The sequence below is a fragment of the Henriciella pelagia genome (genome assembly GCF_002088945.1).
Lineage (GTDB): Bacteria > Pseudomonadota > Alphaproteobacteria > Caulobacterales > Hyphomonadaceae > Henriciella > Henriciella pelagia.
In genome coordinates this window covers 89,459-112,751 of the sequence record NZ_NCSU01000014.1, presented here as the reverse complement: position 1 = coordinate 112,751, position 23,293 = coordinate 89,459, and the positions used below count along the sequence as shown (strand labels likewise).

Here is a 23,293-nt window from a genome sequence, read left to right as displayed (position 1 = left end):
TTCGACATAGCCTACCGCGCGAACAGCCAGTGCCGACGACGGCGCGCGGCTCGCTTCAGAGGCCGAAGCGGGGCGGTCAGCGCGCGAAGGCGCCGGCGCGCCCCCTACTGAAAAAAATCGGCGATCTTCCGGATCGAGCGGAGCTCTGCAATCTGTTCAGGTTCAACCTCGGGCAGGTTCGGCATGGCGTCGCGCAGGGCAGACAGGATTTCCACCTGCTTGATGGAGTCGACACCCAGCTCGCCCTCAAGATCCATGTCATCTTCGAGCATCTCAGGCGGATAGCCCGTCTTCTCGGCAATGAGATTGCGGACGAGGTCAGCCATGTCACCGGCAGGGGCAGAAGGTGCAGAAGGTGGCGCGGACGCCGGGACAGCCTGCGGTGCGTGATGAGCATGCCCATTGCCACTCCCGTTCGGTGCATGCGGCGCAGGAGCCGCAGTGACCGGAGCAGACGCCGCGGTGCCAGCAGGCGAAAGAAAGTCGGCGATTTTCCGGATCGTGCGCAGTTCGGCGATCTGCTCCGGTTCCACCTCCGGCAGGTCCGGCATTGTTTCGCGCAATGCGGAAAGGATTTCGACCTGCTTGATCGAGTCGACGCCCAGCTCTCCTTCAAGGTCCATGTCGAGTTCGAGCATGTCGGCTGGGTAGCCGGTCTTTTCCGCGACGAGCGCTGTCACAACTGCGCTGAAATCGGCTGCAGCCGGGGGGGCGGTGACGGGGTCAGGTGCAGGCGCCGCCACATGCAGGGCTGCCTGAGGTGCGGCTGCCGGAGCAGGTGGTTGAGGTGTTGGAGCAGTGGGTGGCTGGGCGGCAGGCGCGGCCTGAGGAGCCGGTGCGTGTCCGCTGCCATTGGTTGCAGGTACAGCGGGCGCTGGAGCCGGGGTTGGTGCAGCCACGACCGGGGCGGGTGCGGGCGGCGCCACATATTGCTGACGCGGCGTCGCAGGGGCAGCGCTTGTAGTCATCGAAGCGTTTCCGAGAATGGCAGCAGACGTCTGCAGGTATTGCGAATGCGCCGATTTCAGGGCTTCCATATAGTCGGCATGCGCGGCCGTGAGATTGGCGTGAATGCGCTCGGCAGCGTCGCTTGGCGGTGTGGAGGCAGATTGGGTCACGGGCGTGGCTCCTGTGGAAACTTTACTTTGAGCAGGTGGTGAGGCGGGTGCGACGGTCTGCACGGGTGGAGGCGAGGCTTCGGCCGGTACAGCTGTAGGCTTGGGGTTCGGCTTGGGCAACGCGGCTGCGCCGCCCTGTGGCGGATAGGGCTTCTTGTAATTGGCACCGTTGAGGTCAACGGCGTGTTTCGAACGGGATGCTTTTGCGGCAGGCGCAGGAAGCCCTTCGAACAGTGATACCAGATCGACAGGGTGGCCGAGCACGGCGAGCTTCCCGAGACCTGCGAGGAAAGCGGCGAGGCCATCACCTTTCTTGTCATCGAGTGCGACGGCTTCGGCTTTGCCTGGCAGGATCTGTCCGACCAGCGCGGTGAGTACCTTGCCGGGGCCCGCCTCGACGAATGTGGTGACGCCATCGGCGGCCATGGTTTCAATGATTTCGCGAAAGCGGACCGGACTTTCAATCTGTGTCGCAAGCAGGTCGCGCTGGCGGGCATAGGCGAGCGGATAGCGCTTGGCCGAGACATTGGCGTAGACCGGAAAGCGCGCCTTCCGCAGCTCAATCTTCTCGAGGGCCTTGCGGAATGGCGTCACTGCTGCAGCGACAATCGGCGAATGGAAGGCTGACGCAACAGGCAGGCGGCGCGCCTTGATATTGGCCGCGTCCAGCGCGGTGCGCACAGCCTCAATTGCTTCAACCGGACCGGAGAGGACGGTCTGGGTCGGAGCATTGTCATTGGCAATGACGACATCTGGATGGTCTGCAAGGAAAGGCTTTAGCTTGTCAGTCGACGTCTGCGTCGCAAGCATTGCGCCTTCATTCGAAGCCGCCGCTTTTGCCATGAGACTGGCGCGCTTGTTTGCCACAGTCAGTGCGTCTTTTGGACTGAGGGCGCCTGCCGCCTGCAGGGCCATGATCTCACCGAAACTGTGACCGGCAGCGGTGTCGGCATGGACGCCAGCCTTTTCCAGAACGGCAAGGACGGCTAGCGATGCCGCCGCAAGGGCAGGCTGGGCGTTCTCCATCGCCGTCAGCCTGTCGGCCTGATCGACGGCCTCTTGTGCGCTAAACGCTGAGGGCGGGAAGGCCAGTGCATGCAGTTTCTGTTTGCCGGTTTTCTTGTGGCTGGCGGCAAGATCCCATGCGGCGCGTGCTTCCGGGAAGGCAAGGGCAAGATCCCTGCCCATGCCGACATACTGGCTGCCCTGGCCTGGCATGAGAAAGGCAAGCTTGCCGGGGCGGGCATGTGTCAGCGAAACGCAGGTGCCCTTGGGAAGCGGCGCATTTTCTGTCTGCCCGGAGCTGAGCAGCCAGGCGAGTTTGCCTGCCTTGTCGGCATAGTCCTCGCCGTCTGTCGCAACGATCGCGGCACGGCATTTCGCCATCGGGTCGAAGGCACCGTGAGTTTCAGAGGCTATGATTGCGAGATCATCCTCGGTCTCAAGCCGGGCGGCGGCGGCCTCGAGATCCTGTTCGAGCGCTTCTGCGCTTTCAGCCGAGAACATGAAGAGTTCGCTACTCAGGGTGCGTTCAGGTTGCGCTGCGAATTCGCCGACATATTCTTCCAGCGTGACGTGGAAATTGGACCCGCCGAAACCGAAAGAGCTGACAGCGGCACGGCGCGGATGATCCTTGCCCCTGACCCAAGGGCGTAGTTCGCGGTTGACGTAGAAGGGCGAACCGGCGAGTGCAGGCGCGGGCTGGTCGACCTTGATCGTGGGGGGCAACACCTTCCGGCTGAGCGCCATCACGGTCTTGATCAGGCTTGCCGAGCCGGCAGCCGCCTTGGTGTGGCCGATTTGGGATTTGACTGAACCGATGGCGCACCATGGGTCTTCGGGCTCTGAGCTCTCCGGTGCAAAGACGAGTTTCAGGCCACCAATCTCGGCGGCGTCGCCAGCCTTGGTTCCAGTGCCGTGGGCCTCGACAAGCTCCACAGTGCGGGGGGCGTACCCAGCCTGATCATAAGCGCGGCTGAGCGCGCGTGCCTGGCCTTCGGACAGGGGAGCGTAGATTGCTGTCGCCCTTCCATCAGAGCCGGCGCCAATGCCTTTCACGACAGCGTGAATGCGGTTTCCGTCCCGTTCGGCATCTTCGAGCCGGCGAAGCGCCACAATGCCGATGCCTTCACCGAGCATGGTGCCGTCGGCCTTGTCCGAGAACGGGCGGCAATCCTCCGTCGGCGACAGAGCCGGCGTCTTGGAGAAGCACATATACATCAGGATGTCGTTCAGTGTGTCGACACCGCCTGCGAGAACAAGGTCACTGTCTCCGGCGCGCAGTTCATGGACGGCGCCGTGAAGGGCCGAAAGCGATGAAGCGCAGGCCGCATCAGTGACATAATTGCTGCCGCCGAGATCCATCCGGTTTGCGATGCGCCCGGCAACAACATTGCCGAGAAGTCCTGGGAAGGTGCTTTCCTTCCACTCTGAAAAGTTTGAAGAAATCCGGTCGGCAATGTCCTGGACCTGGTCTTCTGGCAGGCCTGCTTCGCGCAATCCTTTCACCCAGCTGGGGCGTTGGAGCCGGCCTGACATATGGCCGACAAGCTCTGTTGCGGAGGCCACGCCAAGAATGCAGCTTGTGCGCTTCCTGTCGATCGTGCCACTGGTCGCCTGCTCAGCTTCATCCAGCGCTTGCTGCGCGACAATGAGGGCAAGTAGCTGGGCTGTGTCCGTCGCATCGATCTGGTTCGGCGGAATTCCAAAATGGAGCGGATCGAAGCCTTTCGGCGACAGGAAACCACCGCGGCGGCCATATGTCTTGTCACGAGCGCGCGGGTCGGCGTCGTAATAGTCTTCGATCAGCCAGTGAGACGAAGGCACCGGTCCAAGCGTATCGACGCCCTCCGCAATGTCCCGCCAGAAACCGAGCGTATCGCCCCGTCCCGGAAACATTGCGCCAAGCCCGACCACGGCTATGTCGCCTGAATACCCCTGTTTATCCATCATGCCGAATTTGCCCTCACAAACTCTATTCAAAAAGTCCCGGCCTATAATCGAACGCAGACTGTGGGACGTCAGTCCCGCTCGCACGAAGGGCCTGAAGCTTCGTTATGTGTGCCGCGCCATCGAGCAGATTCCATGCGATCTGCCTGACGCTCCTGCTTTCCAGCGGCTCAAGCGGCGTGCCTTTTACCCATTCATTGAACGCGCCCATCGCCGGTCCACACCAGATCTGGTAGTCGCGAATGCGGGCTGGATCGCCGTCCCGTGCCCACTGCGCTCCGAAAAACAGATATCGCCTGAACACCAGAGCGAGTTGCCGCTTCGGATCCTGATCGGCTCTGGCGAGGTCACCGGGGTTGCTCGCTGCGAGGAATTCCCGGGTCTTCTGCCAGGCCGCTTCAAAGCTTTCGCCGAGCGCCGTTTCGATGAATTTCTTTTCTTCCGGGGAGCAGTCTGAGAAACCGGAGCGGCTTAGGTATATTGCCCGCATCCTGTTGCCGCGCATCGGAAAAAGGGTGCCGCGCTTCAGCACCTGGACATGGACGCCCTGTTCGAACATGTCTGCCGCTGGCGTCATCGCAACATCTGCAGGGCCCGCATCGGCCAGCAGTTTGCGCCCTTCCAGGGAGAGGCCGGACTCCACGGCCGCCTGATTGATGGACCCGGTTATGATGTAGGCGGCGCCCATCTGGAAAGCTGCTGCAGCTGCCCATGGCGTTCCTATGCCGCCGCCGAGGCCGATGCGGATACTATCGGGGTCCAGATTATGAACTTTACTTGTCTCCAGCCGCGCCTGGGCGAGGGACGAGAAAAGAGGGCCGGCGGCCCGATTGTCAGTATGGCCGCCGCTATCGGATTCCGCGGTAATGTCGCCCGCGACCGGAACACTCGCCGCAAGGGTTGCCTGTTCTGAGGTAATGTCACCCTTGGCGACCAGGTCCTGAAGCATCTTCTCCGGCGCGGGTGCCATGAACTGTCGCGCGACTTCGGCGCGAGAGACTTTTGCGAAAACGTGAGTGCCGCGCTCGATCGTTCCGTCCTTGGCGCGCGAGAGACCAGCAGCGCTATAGCGCACGATTTCCGGTGAGAGGGCCATGAAGGCGGAAGCCGACACTCGCGCGACCTTACGCCTGAGGAAGAGGTCCACGACGGCGCGCTCATATCCGGCCTGCTGCGGAGAATGGATCAGGTTTGCGCCCCAGGCTGGGGCATTCGGTCCAAGACCTGTCTCGATTTCAGACAGGCCGTCCGAAATTGTTTCAGGCCTGAGGCCAGCGCTCCCATAAAAGCCGACCAGTCCAGCCCGCACCGCCTCAACCACCATTTGCGGTGTTGCAATTCCGCGCGCCATCTCACCGACGACATAGGCGAAGCGGCTGCCGTGCAAGCGCGTGAAGCTGTGATCGCCGAGCCATTCAGCATGCACGGCAAGTCCGCCCGAGGGGGGAATGGATTGGTGCACGGGCGGCCTGACTTCAACCGGCTTGGCTGAAGGCGGAACTGCGGACTTGGGAGATTCCGATTCCAACACGCCTGATTTTCCCCTTCTGGTTGCAGGTTAAGCCGATTTCGACACCTGCATCAATGCACGATCCGCACCGTTATTGCTCCTGCGTAGGCCTCATTCGAATTTTTTCATCTATTTCAGGCTGCTGCCCTCCAATCTGTTGCAATTGCAACAGATTACGATGTCGTTATGTTTGCGATGCCGGCCAGTTTCACGGCTATCCCCACGCGCCGAAAGCATGACAATTTGCGAGCGAAATTCGGCGGATCAGTTCACCCGAAAGACGAAGCGGATCAATAATGTCCCTGTGCAGAAGGTCGTATCCGGTCAGAGCGTCAGAACTGGCTTCGAAACCGGGCTCTGAAAGACCCGAAACGAGTTCGTCATCGTCTCTCGACAGGGGATAGATTTCTTCGAGCCGCGCAACGGCGTCATCAATCTGGAGATTGAGCACGAGATCGAGGATTTCTTCCAGGCTGATATCATGCCGCGCCGAGAAATTGCGCAGACGGCCGACCAGGCTGAGGGCGTACATCATGATCGCCTGACGAATGGCGTGCAGGGCATGGAATTCGAGGCGAGCCTCGTGGCGGTCCTCGACCGATGGGGAATCCTTGAGCGTGTTCAGGAGCCGGTCAAACTCCATCAGGTCGACAGCAAGGATGTTGGCGATTTTCCTGAGACTCGTCGATGTCTGATAGTCGGCGAGCGCGCTCGCGACCTTATGCATGGCGCCTGCATTGCAGACATTTCCATGCTTGGCGAGCGACAGCCAGGCTTCCGGGTCGAATACCGTCGCATATCCACGCAAGACAGGCAGGCTGGTCAGCATGCGGGCCGTGGTGGCGAGCATGACCAGAGAATGCAAACGTGGCGACTCGTCGATCAGATGAGTCAGCCGCTCGGACTCGCGCCTGACCGATGAACCAATGCCACATGCCGAGTTCAGCGGAACGCCGAGCTGCTGCAGCAATGCATTGTGCGAAATGGCTCGGATAGCTGATGGTCCGGCGATAATTCCGCCAGCCCGTTTCACGGGTCGCGAGCCGGCCTTGACGAGAAACCCGGTCGCGAAGCCACCCAGCATGTGCGCATAGTCCGGATTACCGAAGATCGTCTCATGCCAGCTGCGCAGCGCGCGATACGCATCCCAGACGAAATCAGTCCGCTTGTAGAAAGGGTCCTCATGTGCGCTTCCTGTGTCGCTGAGAATGTGTTCACAGAAGGCCGCATATGTGGCTTCTGAAAGTTCCGGCGTTCCGAAATGCATGAAACCGTCGCCGCCCTGAAAGCTCACTTCATGCAGGGGGTGCAGGCCGCGACTGACCAGGCCGGCGCGAGTCCATTTGGTCAGCAAGTGATCGAAGCGCTGCTCGAAACTGCCGGGATAGCCCCCTCGACCGATGGACTCGCCATGCGTGTTGAAGAAGAGCAGGCCGCAGCCGGGCAGCTTGTCTCCGAGAGCACGGCCGATAAGGCTGTGAATCCGCTCAATGGCCATATTGCCCGCGACCTGGCCAATGAAGCGGCCGGAGTCGGAGAAGCCGAGCTGGATGGAAAGATAGCCGCGCTGTTTGACGTATTCGACAAAAGTCGGCTCCTCCAGCAGCCGCTCGACGAAGCGGCCGCCGGACTCAAGGGCTTCGGGGGTTTCAAACAGTGGGGAGATATCGAGCGCGTGAGCCACACCGTACTGATGCGCAAGATACAGGGCGCCCATGACGGTGGCCGGGTTCTCGCTCTCGGCAATCAGAAACCGGATCGGTGATTTCGCATCAATGTGCTTCAGGATCTGCGCGCACATCATGAACTGACGGCGGGCTGTCGACTGCTCGATGAACAGGTCAGCGAAATTGACAGGCCGTACCGCCTCACCATCGGCCATGTCGGCGAGATTGCGGAGCGCCAGTCGGCCAAGCTCGCTATCTTCCGTCTCGAGCTCGAGGTCTCGGGACAGGACGGTACGCACCTGTGCAGCATTGACGCGCAGATGAATACGCGCCGTGCCAAGTTGCAGCGCCTCGATTTCAGAGCGAAGGACGATCAGGGCGGACACGAGATCGGCGCTTGACGACGGGTCGGCGATCAGGGCGTCGAGCGGGGCGATAATCTCATCGCTATCAACCAGTTTGGCCTGCGTTTCGCCCGTCAGGAAGTTTGCCGCCTTGATCAGCGTGCCGGACGAAGACAGGTCGCCTGCGAACAGTTCAGCCGCCTTGGCCGTGTGGGTTTGCGCAGCTTCGACTCTTGCAATGACGGCGTCGAGCTTGTTGCCGGCGCCGATGCTCCTCAGGCGTTCGGCATAGTATGAGAGCTGAACCGCTTTTTCGCCGAGTCTCAGCGCAATGGACTGTGACCAGTGAATATCGGTGCGTCCATCAAGATCATAGCCGACCCAGCTGGCGATCGTGGGCAGGACCGGGCGGAAGCTTCGCCACTGGTCAGGGAAGTATTTTTGAGCGACCTCAATGACGAGTTCGGCATACTTTCGCGCGGCGTCGCGGGCGTTGCGGATAGCTGACTGGGTCTCTTCATGTTCGCTTTGCAGCGTGATCTGGTCTGGCCAATCTTCGTGCGGATTGTTGGCTTCGGCTCGCAATCTGGCGAGCGTCTCGTCCGTATTCTGCGCGGCGTGCTCGGCGAATGCCTGTCGAACGGATCTGGAAAGTGCGAAGGTTGGGTGCGCGGTGAAGACGATACCGCCATGCGCGCGTCCGGCGGCGGCGGTAAACGCGTCGAGCCCGTCTTCGGCTGCCGCCTCAAGGCGTGAGCGGACCTCGGCCCATGTATCACCTGCGCCGACTGAAATGTGCTGTGCGCGAAACCTGTCAGCACGCTCGCACAAGAGCTTGAAGTGAACATCATCGATCAGCGGGGCGAATTCTTCGAGATGGTGGTTTCCGCAATCGAGGTCCTGAAACAGAGACAGGGCGAGCGAAAGCACCGAATTCGTCAGCGGGTCTTTTTCAATCTCGGCTGCGTTTACGCGCAGCGTTTCCTGAACGCTTGTGAGATCCAGAGATGTGGCTGAACGGCGGTCGGTCATCTGTCCTCCTGGAACGAAAAGCCAGCTTGCTTGACTGTCGTGGTGCCGCTTTGGCTGGCGTTAAGTCAAGGCAAAGTCTTGCATGCCTGCATCCCACCCTTTCAAATGTCGCAAAAGCGCTAAATCTATCTAGGTATTGGCAACATTCAGGACACCCACCGTCTATGACCGACAAGGCAATCTTCCGTGCAGCCATGGCCCAGCTGGGGTCGGCGGTCTGTGTGATTGCAACCGACGGACCGGCAGGGCGCTACGGCATCACCGTTTCTGCTGTGACAAGCGTGTCCGATGATCCGCCCTCTCTGATCGTTTGCGTGAACCGGGCGTCCGGCGCGAATGCGATCATCAAACAGAACCAGACGCTCTGCGTGAATGTGCTTTCGAGCGAGCAGCAGGATATCAGCCACACATTTGCGTCTGGACAGGTACCTGCGGACCAGCGCTTCGGGGCGGGCGCCTGGACAGTCAGCGCGCTCGGCAATCCGGTCCTGAAGGATGTTGCGGCCTGGTTCGATTGCCGCGTCGACCGCGCGATTGAGTACGGCACACACACTGTCCTGTTCTGCAAGCCTGCTCACATTGCGGTGAGCGAGACAGCCAACTGCCTCATCTATCACGGGCGAGCCTACCACCGTATCCAGTCTTATGAGTGAAGGCGCTTTACGGCCAGAAGACGTTGCCATTCGCATCATCGACAAGCATGCCGATGTGATCGAAGCGGCGCTTCGCGAGCGCTTTCCGTCCCTTCATGTCAGCCGGATCGCTTTGCAGTCCGATGCCAGGCTCAAGGCGCTGATAAGCTTTCGTCCGCCGGAGGATGAGAATCTGGATCAATATGACTGGATCCATTCGACAGGGGCCGGCGTCGATGCGATCTGTTCCGGCCTGCCCGAAACCGGTGCCCTCCCTGTCATTACCCGCACCACGGGCCGCATGGGTGAGCAGATAGCCGAATACTGCGTCGGCTACGCTCTGGAGCACCTGCAGCAGATGCGTCACCGCCGGGAGGCGCATGCTTCGCTGGTCTGGGACAAGGACCGCACGGCGCCGCGTTTCCTGTTCGACAGCGAAGTTGCAGTCGTCGGCACGGGAGAGATCGGCCGCGTCATAGGCGCGACGTTTGAGCGGCTCGGTGCTCGTGTGACCGGGTATTCGCGGTCTGGAAGGCAGCGCGAAGGACTGCAGCGGGTTCAGGCTTTGCAAGCCGAAGGCTCTCTTGTGGGGGCGGACATTGTGGTGCTCGCCTTGCCAGCGACACAGGAGACCGAAAACCTTGTCTCGGTGGACTTGCTTGGCCGGTTAGAGGGCGCGCTGCTCATCAATATCGGGCGAGGGACCACGCTGGATCATGATGCCTTGCGACAGGCGCTGGACCAGGGATCTGTCTCCCACGCAGTTCTGGACGTTTTTGAGGAAGAACCGCTTCCGCAAGCGGACTGGCAGTGGACGGATGAACGGGTGACGGTGACCCCTCATGTGGCGGGGCTCACCCTGGCAGACGATGCGGTGAACCGATTCTGCGATCTGCTGGCTGAGGTTCTCAGGACGGGGCAGTTGCCGGACTCGGTCGACGTCACGCGCGGGTACTAGGCGTTCAGGGCAGGTCGCGCAGCAGGTTCACGAGGAAGTCGGAGAGGAGCCGATTTCGCGTCAGGCTGGCGACATCTTCATGCACAGCCAGCCAGAAGGCGCGCTGTACATTCAGCTCATCTGCGAGCAGCCGGCGCAGCTCCGGATCTCGCCGGGCCATGAAGGCGGGCAGGATGCCGACGCCGGCGCCTGCGCTCACCATTTCAAACTGTGCGACGATGCTCGGGCTGCACAGGTCTGGCGACAGGCCCGGCAGCAATTCGTCGAAATAGCGTAGCTGCGCCGAATAAATGAGGTCATCGACATAGCCGATCAGCGTGTGGTGCTGGAGATCGTCGCGCGTCCGGACCGGTGGTCGTGCATCAAGATAGACGGGGGCGGCGTAGAGGTGCAGTGAATAGTCGGAGAGTTTGCGGACCTTGAGGCGGCCTGATGATGGCCGCGCCAGCAGGATCGACATGTCGGCCTGCCGCTTCGGGACGCTGACGAAACCCGATAGCGCGATAAGATCAATGTCGATCTTCGGGTGCAGCTGCTTGAAATCGCCGAGGGCGGGGGCGATCAGGATTGACCCCAGTCCTTCAGTCACGCCGAGCCTGATACGGCCTTCCGCGCTGTGCTCACTTGTGCGTTCAGCCAGGATATCGAAGGACGCAGATTCCATGGCTTCGACGCGGGCGACGAGCTTTTCTCCGGCCACGGTCAGGACATGACCGCGCCGTGTGCGCTCGAACAGGGTGACACCGAGTTCCTGTTCGAGGCGTTTGATACGCCGGCTGATCGTCGTGGCGTCGAGATGAATCTGCGCTGCCGCTTCTTCGAGTTTTGGCCGACGGCTTACATCGAGAAAGAGTTTGAGGTCATCCCAGTTCATGGTGAAGCTATTAACCTGCAAAATTGCAGATATAAACTGCAATCATCCATGTTTACCAGCAAATGCACAGCCCTTATGTGAGAGGCGACAAGGATTTCAGGGAGAAGCGACAGATGCGGCACGTCCACCATTATATTGCGGGCAAATCGGTAGAAGGCACCTCTGGGCGGTTTGGTGACATATACAATCCGAACACGGGCGAGGTTCAGGCGAAAGTCGATCTCGCGACGGAAGGCGAAGTCGACAAGGCTGTTGAGGCGGCCAAGGCCGCGCTGCCGGAATGGTCGACGACCAACCCGCAGCGCCGCGCCCGCGTGCTCTTCAAGTTCAAGGATCTGCTGGAACAGAATATCGACGAGCTGGCCGAGCTGCTCTCCTCCGAGCACGGCAAGGTGGTTGCCGATTCGAAGGGTGACGTCCAGCGCGGCATTGACGTCGTCGAATTCGCTTGCGGCATCCCGCACCTCCAGAAGGGCGAATACACCGAGGGCGCAGGCCCTGGCATTGACGTCTATTCGATGCGCCAGCCGCTGGGTGTTGTGGCGGGCATCACCCCGTTCAATTTCCCGGCCATGATCCCGTGCTGGATGTTTGCCGTGGCAATCGCCTGCGGAAACACCTTCGTGCTGAAGCCATCGGAGAAAGACCCGTCCGTTCCGGTTCGTCTGGCCGAGCTGTTCCTCGAAGCCGGCGCGCCTGAAGGCGTGCTCAACGTCGTCCACGGTGACAAGACATCCGTGGATGCAATCCTGAAGCATCCGGACATCAAGGCGGTCAGCTTCGTCGGCTCATCCGACATCGCGCAATATGTCTACGCCACCGGCACGGCGCACGGAAAGCGCGTCCAGGCCATGGGCGGGGCGAAGAACCACGGCATCATCATGCCGGACGCCAATATGGAGCAGGCGGTCAAGGACATTGTCGGCGCGGCCTATGGCTCGGCTGGCGAGCGCTGCATGGCGCTGCCTGTGGCTGTCACGGTCGGCAAGAAGACGGGGGACGAATTCGTCGAGCGGATGCTGGACTCCGCGAGCAATCTCAAAGTCGGCATCTCGACCGACAAGGACGCCCATTATGGCCCGGTCGTCTCCGCAGCTCACAAGGCCAAGGTTGAGGATTATATCCGCATGGGCGCGGAAGAGGGCGCTGAACTTAAGCTCGATGGGCGCGGCCACACGCTCCAAGGCTATGAGAATGGCTTCTTCGTCGGGCCGACCCTGTTCGACTATGTGAAGCCTGAGATGAAATCCTACAAGGAAGAGATCTTCGGGCCGGTGCTGCAGGTCGTGCGCGCCGAAACGCTGGAAGAAGCGGCCGCGCTGCCGAGCAATCACCAGTATGGCAATGGCGTCGCGATCTTCACGTCGAATGGCCGCGCGGCGCGCGAGTTTGCCGCTCAGGTCAATGTCGGCATGGTCGGCATCAATGTGCCGATCCCGGTGCCGGTCAGCTATCACACCTTTGGTGGCTGGAAACGTTCGGCCTTTGGCGACACCAACCAGCACGGGCCGGAAGGTGTCCGTTTCTGGACCAAAATCAAGACGGTCACCCAGCGCTGGCCGGAAGGCGATATCGGCGACCAGGCTTTCATCATCCCGACGATGCAATAAGTCTGACAAACAAGTTGGATTTTGAAGGGCTGAACCGATGACGCTTCTGACCGAAGAGCAGACGATGATATCCGACATGGCGAAGAATTTCGCCATGAGTGAGCTGCGCCCGCATGCCGCTGAATGGGACAAGGCCGGCGAGATGGACCGCACCAAGCTGGAAGCGCTTGGCGAGCTTGGGTTTGGCGGCATCTATACGCAGGAGGAGCATGGCGGTTCGGGGCTAGGCCGGCTCGACGCCGCGCTGATCTTCGAACAGCTCTCGCGCGGCGACATCAGTCATGCGGCCTTCCTGTCGATCCACAATATGGCGACCTGGATGATCGACAGTTTCGGCCACGACCAGCTGCGCGCGAAATACGTCCCGCGTCTCACCGCGACGGAGCTTATTGCTTCCTATTGCCTGACAGAGCCGGGCGCGGGATCGGATGCGGCGAGCCTGAAGACGACCGCAAAACTCGATGGCGACGAGTATGTGCTAAATGGCGCGAAAGTGTTCATCTCAGGCGCCGGTTTCTCCGACGTCTACGTCGTCATGGCGCGCACCGATGACAATGGCGCGAAGGGCGTCTCGACCTTCGTGGTCGACAAGGACGCGCCGGGCCTCAGCTTTGGCAAGCATGAAGACAAGATGGGCTGGCGCGCGCAGCCGACGGCAATGGTCAATTTTGATGATTGCCGCATTCCGGCGACCAACCGGGTCGGCGAGGAAGGTAATGGCTTCAAGTTCGCCATGGCGGGCCTCGACGGCGGACGCCTGAACATTGCCGCCTGTGCGCTTGGCGGCGCGCAGGACGCTCTCGACCGGGCCTTCGCCTATGTACAGGAACGCAAGCAGTTCGGCCGCGCCATTATCGATTTCCAGGCAACCCAGTTCAAGCTGGCCGACATGGAGACGGAACTCGCGGCCGCACGCTCGCTGCTTTACGAGGCTGCGCGAAAGGTGGACGCTGGGGCGCCGGACAAGACGAAGTTCTGCGCAATGGCGAAGCGCTTCGTGACGGATACGGCCTTCAAGGTCGCGAATGACGCGCTGCAGCTGCATGGCGGCTATGGCTATCTCGGTGACTATGAAGTCGAGCGGATTGTGCGCGACCTTCGCGTTCACCAGATCCTCGAAGGCACCAATGAAATCATGCGCGTCATTGTCTCGCGCGAAATGATGCGAGGCCAGGTATGAGCGAACCAAGTGTCATCGCGAGGAAGCAGGGCAAGGCCAGGCGGATCACGCTGAACCGGCCGAAGGCGCTGCACGCGCTGAACCTCGACATGTGCGAACTGATGACCGACGCTCTGTTGAAGTGGCGCGATGATGCAGATGTTGAACTGATCGTCGTGGATCACGCCGAAGGCTCGCGCGGCTTTTGTGCCGGCGGCGACATCCGCATGCTTCAGGATTCCGGCAAGGCGGATGGGCAGGAAGCGCGCGACTTCTTCGCGAGTGAGTACCGGCTCAACACACTGATCCAAGAGTATCCAAAGCCATACGTCGCCATTCAGGACGGCGTGACGATGGGCGGCGGGGTCGGGATATCCGTGCACGGCACGTACCGCGTCGCGACGCCAAACACGCTGTTTGCCATGCCGGAAAGCGGCATTGGCCTCTTCCCGGATGTTGGCGGCGGCTGGTTCCTGCCGCGCCTTCCGGGCGCGACCGGCATGTGGCTCGCGCTGACAGGTGCGCGGCTGAAAGGCGAAGATGTTCTGGCCGTCGGTGTGGCAACCCATTTTGCCGATGAACCGGCCGGGCTGGCTGACAAGCTCTGCGAGCAGGGTGTGAGCGCGCTGGATAGTCTGAAGACGAAAGCAGAGCCGAGTTTCGCAGAGCACCAGGGCGAGATCGACGCCTGCTTCGGAAAAGACAGTGTTGAAGGTATCGTTTCGGCGCTCAAGGCTGGAAGCGGCTGGGCGCAATCCCAGGCCGAAACACTCGCCAGCAAATCGCCGCTCACCATGAAGATCGCGCATCGCCAACTGACTGAAGGCGGCAAGATGAGCGACTTCCGTGACAATATGCGGATGGAGTACCGCATCGGCGGACGACTGGTCTGCACCGAGAACTTTATCGAAGGGGTCCGCGCCGTTCTGGTCGACAAGGACCACAATCCAAATTGGGAGCCGCCCACGCTCGAAGCGGTGTCAGACGATCTCGTCGACAGCTTCTTCGCGCCGCTGGGCGAGAATGAGCTCCAGTTCATCTGAGAGGAAACAGCCATGACAAAAGTCGCCTTTATCGGGCTCGGAAATATGGGTTCCGGCATGTGCGCCAATCTCGCCAGGACTGGCCATGAGGTGAAGGCGTTTGACCTCAATGCTGAAGCCGTCCGCAAGGCTGAAGAGTCCGGTGCGAATGGCGCGGGATCTGTCGCGGATGCGGTAGAGGGCGCCGAAGTTGTTGTCTCCATGCTCCCGGCGGGCAAGCACGTCCTGTCTGTCTATTTCGGCGACGATGGAGCTGCCGCCCATTCCGCGCCGGGCACGCTCTTCCTCGACTGCTCAACAATCTCGGTCGAAGAGAGCCGTGAGGCAGCAGCGCAGGCGAAGGCGGCCGGTTTCCTGATGGTGGATGCACCGGTTTCAGGGGGCACAGCGGCGGCCGATGCGGGCACGCTGACCTTCATGGTCGGCGGCCCAAAAGAGGCATTTGAGAAGGCCAAACCGCTGCTGGAGATCATGGGCAAGAACGTATTCCACGCGGGTGATGCCGGGAACGGCCAGGTCGCCAAGATCGCCAACAACATGCTGCTCGGCATTTCGATGATCGGTACGTGCGAGGCGTTCAACCTGGCTGAAAAGCTCGGTCTCGACGCGCAGACTTTCTTCGATATTTCCTCGACAGCGTCCGGCCAGTGCTGGTCAATGACGAGCTATTGCCCCGCGCCGGGGCCCGTGCCGACCGCTCCGTCAAATCGTGACTACAAGCCGGGTTTTGCCGTCGCCATGATGCTGAAGGATCTGAAGCTGGCGCTTGGTGCGGCAGAGGCAGCCGATGCTGAAACGCCGCTGGGCAAACATGCGCGCGACATTTACGCAAGGCTCGATGAGGACGGCCATGCTGGTCTCGATTTTTCCGGCGTGATGAAGCGGATACGCGGCGATATCTGATTTCCCCGGCGTTACGGGTGATTTCCCCAAAATCCCGGCCTAGAAACACGTCTGACAGTCAAGACGTGGAGGAACAGACGTGGCGATCAAGACCAGATTTACCGAGGAATTCGGCATTGAGCATCCGATTGTGCAGGGCGGCATGCAGTGGGTCGGCTATGCCGAGATGGTTGCACCTGTTGCGAATGCGGGCGGCCTTGGTTTCCTGACGGCGCTGACCCAGCCGACGCCGGAGGACCTCGCAAAGGAGATCGCGCGGACCAAGGAGATGACCGACAAGCCGTTCGGTGTGAACCTCACCATCCTGCCTGCGATCAAGCCTCCGCCTTATGCTGAATACCGCCAGGCCATCATCGAGGGCGGGATCAAGATCGTCGAGACGGCTGGCTACAAGCCGCAGGAGCATATCGACCATTTCAAGCAGCATGGCATCAAGATCATCCACAAATGTACAGCGGTGCGACACGCGCTTTCAGCCGAGCGCATGGGCGCCGATGCGATCTCGATTGATGGTTTTGAGTGTGCCGGTCATCCGGGTGAGGATGATATTCCGGGCCTGATCCTTATCCCGGCGGCGGCCGACAAGGTGAAAGTCCCGATGCTGGCCTCTGGCGGCTTCGGCGATGGCCGCGGCCTTGCTGCAGCGCTCGCGCTCGGCGCCGACGGCATCAATATGGGCACGCGCTTCTGCGTTACGAAAGAGGCGCCGATCCACGAGAAGTTCAAGCAGCAGATGGTCGAGAATGATGAGCGGGATACCAAGCTGATCTTCCGGACGCTGCACAACACAGCCCGTGTCATGAAAAACAAGGTGTCCGAGGAAGTGGTTGCGATTGAGGCCAAGGGCGGTGCGAAGTTCGAGGATGTCGTTCACCTTGTTGCCGGCACGCGCGGACGGCAGGCCATGGCCGACGGCGATCCGGATGGCGGAATTTGGTCAGCCGGCATGATCCAGGGCCTGATCCACGACATTCCGACCGTAAAGGAATTGATCGACCGCATCGTCGCCGACGCCGAAGAGGTGATCAGGAAACGCATGTCGAACATGATCACCTGATCAGGAGAGAGCAGCCGCGCCTTCCACCTCCAGCTAATAAGCCTTTGCCAGTGTGGTGGTTGGGCGCAGCCGGTCTGCGAGCTGGCCGATGTCTGAGGTGACAAAGCTGCGAATGACGGAGCGGGCTTCGGACACGGCGGCGGCAATGTCCTTCTCACCCGCCTGAACCTCCTCTGCGAGGCTGAGAAGCGGGGTGTAGAGGTCTTCGGTCTCACCCTTCAGTGTGATCGCAAAGCGCTCATTCTCGTCCTCGATGCGGGACCACTCGTCCCGCACACCAGCCCAGTAGTCAGACGTTGCTGCCCAATAGGCGTCGCCAACGGAGACGGGAAAGCTGGAATTGCGTTCATAGGTGTTCACGCCGACCTCGCGGACGAGGGCTCTTGGCGTGCCAGTCAGGATAATCTTTGTATTGTCCTGTTCGTGCACCCAGCCATCGGGCGTCAGCGTGTGGCGGTTGACGGCGTCGACAGCGTGGTAATCATCGCGGGTCGTCATGTCGCGGCGGGGCAGGGGACGCCATTCGGCGGGCGGCGTCCATTCGGCGATACCGTCTTCATATGTCCATGTGCCGACAGCGCCATAGCGTGGTGCGTCATCAACCTGATAGACTGTCTGTGACCAGGCACCTGCTTGCTCAGCAGCCGGAACGTCGCGCCATTCCCATGCATTGCCGCCAATGAAAACGAGCACCCGAGACGGTTCATAAGCCCAGTCCTGACGCCAGTGCTTGACCACGATCGGTGAGTCTTTGGGCCCGACGACCAGGATGTGCTGCAGGCTGATGAAATCGCCAGAGTCCTCGACAACTCGAACAATTTCGTATCCGCCAGACCGCTTCGGGTCCTTAAGCTCATACCCCTCAAAGAGGGAGACGGTTTCGGTGAAGTCGAATGTCACCCGGTAGTCCCCGGCCATCGCAAGAATTGCCTGGCGGTCCTTCTCGAACGCGGCCGGATCTTGCGACGGCGCGTCCACGACGGCGTCCTGTGCAATGGATGGTGAAACCGCGGTGGTTGTACAAGCGGAGATCAGCCACGCCGAACAGGCGAAGGCGGTGCGGGTAAAAGCGGACTTCATCAGTGCCCCCAGGAGTTTATTCGGTGGATTTCTTATTCGTCAATAATGCTAATGCAAGTGATAATCATTTGCAATACATGTGGTGGCTGGTGTCTGAATTGATTGGGGCGGATGCAATGATTGGAAGACGGAGCATGGAGCCGCGCTGGTCAGGGCAGGTTGGGGGGCAGCCCTGAGGCGGCGCTTTCAGTGCTCATCCATCATGGGCGGTTCTGGCGGACCGAGAGCATTCTGCGCTCCAAATGAAGCGGGCCGACCTCAGCAGGAGCCGATCAGAGGCCGCGATCATCCTTGGAGACGTTCGTGCGTGTCCATTGCTGGCTGCCTGCGCCGCCGCCATTGCCGTATCCGCCGGTAAAGTGGTGGATCGCTTCATGGGCGAGTAGCGACTGCACCTCATGCGGGTCACAATTCTAACCTTCCACGCGCGGATGATGGCGGGGCATCGACGAGAAGCGAAGAACGGCCTCATCATGCAGGGCACTTTATTACCGGACGCAGGGAGAACGACCTCGATTTTGCGCTGTGATGGACGTTTCCGGCACTTTCTATTCGGTAGGCATCCGGTGCGGAGAGGTTCATGCCCGATGCCACGCAGATTAGCGTCAAACTATTCGGTACTTTTTCTTCCAACCCGGGACATCTGCGCAGCATGGCCGCTCGTCAGGGGGGGGCTCTCACAGGCCCCCCCTCTGTGTCGGCCTGCCCGATCTCGTAGAGTGATCGGGGCAATTGCGGGTGGGCGCGGCGCGTAAGCTCGTGGCGAGCTGTGGTGTCGAACATAGGACCAACTCAAATCCAAAATGAGAACAATTCTTATTTGCAAAACGAGAGCATGCTGTTACAGAGCTCTCACAATTTGCGAATGATTGTCATTCTCGTGACTTGGAGGGATTTGTTATGGCTCAATCAGCAACCTTGCGAGCAGTGCGGACAGGCGCGGCGGTGATCGCGCTTCTGGCATTCCAGCAGGGCGTCATGGCGCTGGCGCAGGGCGCCGATGCGCCGGCAGAGGACGGCGAGTTTCTCGGTACGCTGACGCTCGGTGAGAGCAAGCGCGAGGTTCAGACCGACACGGCAACGCCGATCACAGTGGTAAACCAGGAAGAGATTGAAGACCGGCAGGCCAATACGATTGCAGAGCTGATCGACTCTGTGCCGGGCGTCACGCTGGTGAATGGTTCAACTCCTATCGGCTCCGGCATCAATATTCGCGGCTTTGGCGCAAATGGCACCTACGGTACCGACCACAAGGTTGCCATCCTTGTCGACAATGCGAGCGTCGGGGCAGAGGAACTGTATCGGATCGGCACCCAGCTCTTCACCGACCCGTCTCTTTACAAAAGTGTGGAAGTGATCCGGGGTACGGTTGGAAGCTTCGAATATGGATCAGGCATTGTGGGCGGGGTTGTGCGTCTTGAAACCATCGACGCCTCGCAGATGACCGGTGGCGAGCCAGGATTTGCCTTCCGCCAGTCGCTCGGCGGCTCGACCAATTCGAACGGCTTCAACTCCTCAAGCACGGCAGCATGGCAGCCGACCGAGAATCTCGAATTTCTTGCCAATTACTCCTGGCGCGAACAGTCGGACCAGACGGATGGCAATGGAAACACGATCGGCAATAGCGCGTTCGAGCTTCCATCATTCCTGCTGAAGGCAAAATACACGGCGGGCGATCACAGCGTCACGGCCAGCTATACCGACACTGAGACCTCCGAGCGCGACAAGCCGTATGACTCGTTCGGCACGACGGGTGGCTCTTTCGGCAATGTGGACCGCGATACGCTGTCCCAGACCGCGACGCTGGCTTATAATTACAATCCAGCGAACGACCTCATCGACCTCGATGCGATCCTGTCCTATGCGAACCAGGAAATTGATTCGACCTATGTCGACGGCAGCTCGCCGCTTCCTGCATTTATAATTGAGCCGATTGTTGGCGCTGACCAGCAATATGAGACCACCAAGTTGACCGTGAAGAATACCGCCTTCATTGCGTCTGGCTCCATCGTGCAGGATTTGCGCACCGGTTTCGAAGTCATCAGCCGAGAGCGACTGACAGCCAATTCGGCGCCTGGCGGAGACAATAACCGATTTGCAGTATTCGTTGTCGATGAGATTGGCTTCGGCAATGGGTTCACATTTACGCCGGCCCTGCGTTGGGAGACCTCCGAACTGGACCCTGACCCATCGCTCGGCATCACCGAAACATTCGACGACGATGCCCTGATGGGCGGCGCGTCTCTGCGCTACGATTTTGCAGGAGGTTTGGCGGTCTTCGGGAGCTATGCGCACACTGAGAGCCTTCCCATTCTCGATGACCTTACGAATGTGGTGTTCCGGGAGCAGGCCGAAGTCGCAGATACGTTCGAACTTGGCGCTTCCTATGACAAGATCGGCGTGTTCACCGATCAGGATATCCTGTCGCTCAAGGGCAATTTCTATCAGACCGAACTGACGGATGTGACGTCCTATTCCGGCGTCAGCGAAGTCGAGCTGCAGGGCCTGGAGCTGGAGGGGTCCTATGCGCGCCGGTCCGGCTTCTACATAGATTTCAATGCGAACATCATGGACGCTGAGCAGACCAATACTGCGGGCGTGGAATCAGACTGGGTCAACTTCCCGGCAAACAATGCGCGCATCACCTTTGGCAAGCGGTTCTCGCCCCTGGTGGACCTCAGCAGCGAATTCGTCGTCTCCGACAAATCGGAACGCAATGGCACTGAGCAGGAGCCTGGCTATGTTGTTGCGAACCTCCGCGCAACAATCACGCCCCAGGAAGGCGTCCTCGAAGGCACATCATTCCGTTTCAGCGTGGAGAATGTGCTGGACCATCCGTACACGCCATATCTGTCAACGCGATATGCGCCGGGACGGAACCTGAAGTTCGCGATCGCCCGGGACTTTTAGCTTTGTCGCCTCACGCGACCTTCAGGGCAGCATTGGTGCTGGCGCAAAGCCGTCGGCATCAATTGCCTTTTCTGCTTGTCGGCAAAGCCAGTCAGAACGGAGTTTCCAATGTCATTGCTCAACCCAATTCAGACGCTGATTGAGACAGGCGGCCCGGTCCTCGTGTTGCTGACCGCCGTGTCGATCCTGTCTCTGGCAGTGTTTCTCTACAAGGTCTGGCAATTCCATGTGGAGCGCATCGGAAAGCATGGCGAGATCGAGCGCATTCTCGTAGTTTGGGATGCGGGCGATCGGACAAAGGCTCAGACGCAACTGGAATCCAATCCTCACTGGCTGGCCGACACGCTTCGCCTCGGAATGACGATGACGGAAGGCACAGGGCGCAAGGACCGGCTGGAGACGCTGGCCGAAAAAGCCCTCCTGCCGCTCGAAGGTGGGTTCCGGATACTCGACATGATCGCGCAGCTGGCGCCGCTTCTCGGCCTGTTTGGCACGGTGCTCGGCATGATCGAGGCCTTTCAGGCGCTGCAGGTAGCGGGGAACCAGGTCGACCCGTCCATCCTTGCTGGCGGCATCTGGGTTGCGCTGCTCACCACGGCTGCTGGTCTCGCCGTCGCCATGCCGACATCGGTAGCACTGGCGTGGCTGGAGTCACGGATTGATGCCGAACGTGCTTTCGCCGGTCATGCGATTTCGGTGGTGATTGCTCCAGTCAGGGCTGCAAGCGACCGGGACCGGCTTTCACGGGCAAGCTGAACCATGGCGCTGAGGCAGGCCAGACGAAGACGACGCATGACGATCACGTCACTCATCGACGTGATTTTCCTGCTGCTGCTTTTCTTCATGCTTGCCTCGACATTCTCCAAATTTTCCGAGGTGGACGTGCAGATTGCCGCGCCGGGCAGCGGGTCGTCGGCGCAACCTGATCAGACACTTCAAACGCTGCTGGTGGAACCGGGCCGGGTCGTTCTGGATGGAGAAGTGGTCGCTGACAGCGAGATTGTGTCCGCGCTCAGCCATGTAAGCGGAACAGGCGAGCCCACGGCGCTCACTGTGCGCGTCAATGATACGGCGACGACCCAGCGGCTTATGGATGTGCTTCAGATGCTCAGCGATGCCGAAGGCATCGAAATCCGGCTGGAGGCATCTCCGGCATGAGAAAGCTGAAACGGGCAAACAAGGCTGAGCCGACGACTGCCTTGATCAATATCGTCTTCCTTATCCTGATATTCTTCATGGTGACAGGCACGCTCGACCGCCAGCAATCCGGCGATTTGGAGTTCGTTCAGTCAGATGGTCTTGAATGCTGTGTACCGCCTGATGCCGTTGTGATCGATGCCGCCGGAGTGCTGCTTCTGCACGGAGATCCGGTCGCAGATGTCTCCGAGCGTATGGCGGACATGAAGAGCGAAGACGGTACGATCCGGCTACTGCCGTCGAAGGACCTGCCGGCTGCCGAGCTCCTCGGCCTGATCAGCCATCTCAAGACGGCGGGTGCGGGCCAGATCGTCATTGTCACGGAGGATGCAAGCGGATGAATGTGAAGACTCTCACCAAGATTGGCGCTGTGACACTGGCCTCCTGTTCGGCGCACGCCGCTTTGCTGGCGGCGCTTCCTGCGCATGACCCGAGCGCCAGGATAAAAGGCGGCAGCGTGAGTGTGCAATTTGCCAATGTAGGAAGCAGGACCGGCGAGGGCAGGTCTGCTTCGCCGCCCGAAAATGCTGACGCGAACACCGCAGTCGAGCCGCTAGTTGAAGGTGAGACGGTAGAGCCCGAGCCATCCGGAGCCGAGCTGACTTCCGCCGAGCCTGAGCCTATGAAGGAAGTCGCGGAGGTATCGGCTCCCGAGGCTATCCCGAAGACACCGCCGCCCAGCTACACGCCAGCCACCGAAGTCCATCCCGAGACGTTACCAAAGGATCTGCTCGCCACTCCGCCGGAGCGCTCACACGAATCCGAAAAGCCAGTCTCGCCGGATGACGCTGAAACGAGCCAGCATGCGATGCCTGATGGCAAGACCGCAGGCACGGCTGAGTCGGACGTGGATGAAATCGTCGATGGTGGTGGAGGCGCTGAAGACGCCAGTGTGAGCGAGACTGATTCAACAAACCAGTCCGAGATCCAGACCGAACAGGCAACATCCGGTGCAACCGGCAACGCCGCCGAGATGAACTATGCGGGTGAAGTCATGCGCCACCTGTCCCGCGTCCGGCGTCCTCGCGCCTCCAGCCCTGGCTCTGCTTTCGTGTCTTTCACCCTGACGGCGGACGGGGACATTGAGGATGTCTCCATCAGCCAGCGATCAGGCTCGGGGCGGTTCGATCACGATGCCATAAACGTTGTGAAGCGAGCAGCACCATATCCGAAACCACCGCCCGGTGTGAACCGCACATTCGTCGTGGAAATCGAAGGGCAGTAGGTTGGGCGCTTCGATGCGAGCCAGT

At 60.3% G+C, this 23,293-nt stretch carries 18 protein-coding genes; 12 read left to right on the top strand and 6 right to left on the bottom strand.

Features of this window, described 5'->3' with window-relative positions; all coding sequences use genetic code 11:
* Positions 1-104: 104 nt before the first annotated feature.
* From B8746_RS14525 to B8746_RS14515, 3 genes are all read right to left on the bottom strand, one after another.
* A complete protein-coding gene (locus tag B8746_RS14525; RefSeq protein WP_084394429.1) occupies positions 105-4,070 on the bottom strand; it encodes a type I polyketide synthase in 3,966 nt (1,321 codons plus the stop codon).
* Positions 4,071-4,092: 22 nt separating this feature from the next.
* A complete protein-coding gene (locus B8746_RS14520) occupies positions 4,093-5,529 on the bottom strand; it encodes a PfaD family polyunsaturated fatty acid/polyketide biosynthesis protein (RefSeq protein WP_233124338.1) in 1,437 nt (478 codons plus the stop codon).
* Positions 5,530-5,791: 262 nt separating this feature from the next.
* The gene (locus tag B8746_RS14515; RefSeq protein ID WP_084394427.1) at positions 5,792-8,620 is read right to left on the bottom strand and encodes a phosphoenolpyruvate carboxylase; all 2,829 of its coding nucleotides are present in this window, start codon (positions 8,618-8,620) and stop codon (positions 5,792-5,794) included.
* Positions 8,621-8,784: 164 nt separating this feature from the next.
* Here B8746_RS14515 and B8746_RS14510 point away from each other — a divergent pair, with 164 nt between their 5' ends.
* Together B8746_RS14510 and B8746_RS14505 are read left to right on the top strand one after the other, a co-directional pair.
* Entirely contained in the window at positions 8,785-9,273 is a 489-nt protein-coding gene (locus B8746_RS14510) for a flavin reductase family protein (RefSeq protein ID WP_084394426.1), read from the top strand.
* Positions 9,266-10,210, top strand: coding sequence for an NAD(P)-dependent oxidoreductase (locus B8746_RS14505; protein ID WP_084394425.1), 945 nt, complete (start codon positions 9,266-9,268; stop codon positions 10,208-10,210). Before B8746_RS14510 ends, B8746_RS14505 begins: the two co-directional genes overlap by 8 nt.
* Before the next feature lie 4 nt (positions 10,211-10,214).
* Here the strand turns inward: B8746_RS14505 and B8746_RS14500 are convergent, their stop codons facing one another.
* Positions 10,215-11,084: a LysR family transcriptional regulator gene (locus B8746_RS14500; RefSeq protein WP_084394424.1), complete on the bottom strand. Its 870-nt coding sequence runs from the start codon at positions 11,082-11,084 to the stop codon at positions 10,215-10,217.
* 113 nt (positions 11,085-11,197) lie between these two features.
* On the opposite strand from B8746_RS14500, the gene B8746_RS14495 reads away from it, so the two are divergent.
* The 5 genes from B8746_RS14495 (at position 11,198) to B8746_RS14475 (ending at position 16,856) form a co-directional block, all read left to right on the top strand.
* Complete coding sequence (locus B8746_RS14495) at positions 11,198-12,694, top strand: CoA-acylating methylmalonate-semialdehyde dehydrogenase (RefSeq protein WP_084394423.1); 1,497 nt, start codon at positions 11,198-11,200, stop codon at positions 12,692-12,694.
* 37 nt (positions 12,695-12,731) lie between these two features.
* The gene (locus B8746_RS14490; RefSeq protein WP_084394422.1) at positions 12,732-13,874 is read left to right on the top strand and encodes an acyl-CoA dehydrogenase family protein; all 1,143 of its coding nucleotides are present in this window, start codon (positions 12,732-12,734) and stop codon (positions 13,872-13,874) included.
* A complete protein-coding gene (locus B8746_RS14485) occupies positions 13,871-14,896 on the top strand; it encodes an enoyl-CoA hydratase/isomerase family protein (RefSeq protein WP_084394421.1) in 1,026 nt (341 codons plus the stop codon). The genes B8746_RS14490 and B8746_RS14485 overlap by 4 nt, the downstream gene beginning before the upstream one ends.
* 12 nt (positions 14,897-14,908) lie before the next feature.
* A complete protein-coding gene (gene mmsB / locus B8746_RS14480) occupies positions 14,909-15,799 on the top strand; it encodes a 3-hydroxyisobutyrate dehydrogenase (protein WP_084394420.1) in 891 nt (296 codons plus the stop codon).
* A 79-nt stretch (positions 15,800-15,878) separates the two neighbouring features.
* The gene (locus B8746_RS14475; RefSeq protein WP_084394419.1) at positions 15,879-16,856 is read left to right on the top strand and encodes an NAD(P)H-dependent flavin oxidoreductase; all 978 of its coding nucleotides are present in this window, start codon (positions 15,879-15,881) and stop codon (positions 16,854-16,856) included.
* Positions 16,857-16,889: 33 nt separating this feature from the next.
* Here B8746_RS14475 and B8746_RS14470 read toward each other — a convergent pair whose 3' ends face one another.
* Both B8746_RS14470 and B8746_RS17545 read right to left on the bottom strand, forming a co-directional pair.
* Complete coding sequence (locus B8746_RS14470) at positions 16,890-17,936, bottom strand: DUF6607 family protein (RefSeq protein WP_084394418.1); 1,047 nt, start codon at positions 17,934-17,936, stop codon at positions 16,890-16,892.
* Between the two features lie 272 nt (positions 17,937-18,208).
* Complete coding sequence (locus B8746_RS17545; RefSeq protein WP_267905935.1) at positions 18,209-18,331, bottom strand: hypothetical protein; 123 nt, start codon at positions 18,329-18,331, stop codon at positions 18,209-18,211.
* A 505-nt stretch (positions 18,332-18,836) separates the two neighbouring features.
* Here B8746_RS17545 and B8746_RS14465 point away from each other — a divergent pair.
* From B8746_RS14465 to B8746_RS14445, 5 genes are all read left to right on the top strand, one after another.
* Positions 18,837-20,846, top strand: coding sequence for a TonB-dependent receptor domain-containing protein (locus B8746_RS14465; protein ID WP_084394417.1), 2,010 nt, complete (start codon positions 18,837-18,839; stop codon positions 20,844-20,846).
* Positions 20,847-20,954: 108 nt separating this feature from the next.
* A complete protein-coding gene (locus B8746_RS14460; protein WP_084394416.1) occupies positions 20,955-21,602 on the top strand; it encodes a MotA/TolQ/ExbB proton channel family protein in 648 nt (215 codons plus the stop codon).
* Between the two features lie 36 nt (positions 21,603-21,638).
* Complete coding sequence (locus B8746_RS14455) at positions 21,639-22,004, top strand: ExbD/TolR family protein (protein ID WP_158084648.1); 366 nt, start codon at positions 21,639-21,641, stop codon at positions 22,002-22,004.
* A complete protein-coding gene (locus tag B8746_RS14450; protein WP_084394415.1) occupies positions 22,001-22,384 on the top strand; it encodes an ExbD/TolR family protein in 384 nt (127 codons plus the stop codon). The genes B8746_RS14455 and B8746_RS14450 overlap by 4 nt, the downstream gene beginning before the upstream one ends.
* Complete coding sequence (locus B8746_RS14445) at positions 22,381-23,268, top strand: energy transducer TonB (RefSeq protein ID WP_084394414.1); 888 nt, start codon at positions 22,381-22,383, stop codon at positions 23,266-23,268. Before B8746_RS14450 ends, B8746_RS14445 begins: the two co-directional genes overlap by 4 nt.
* The last annotated feature ends 25 nt before the right edge of the window (positions 23,269-23,293 follow it).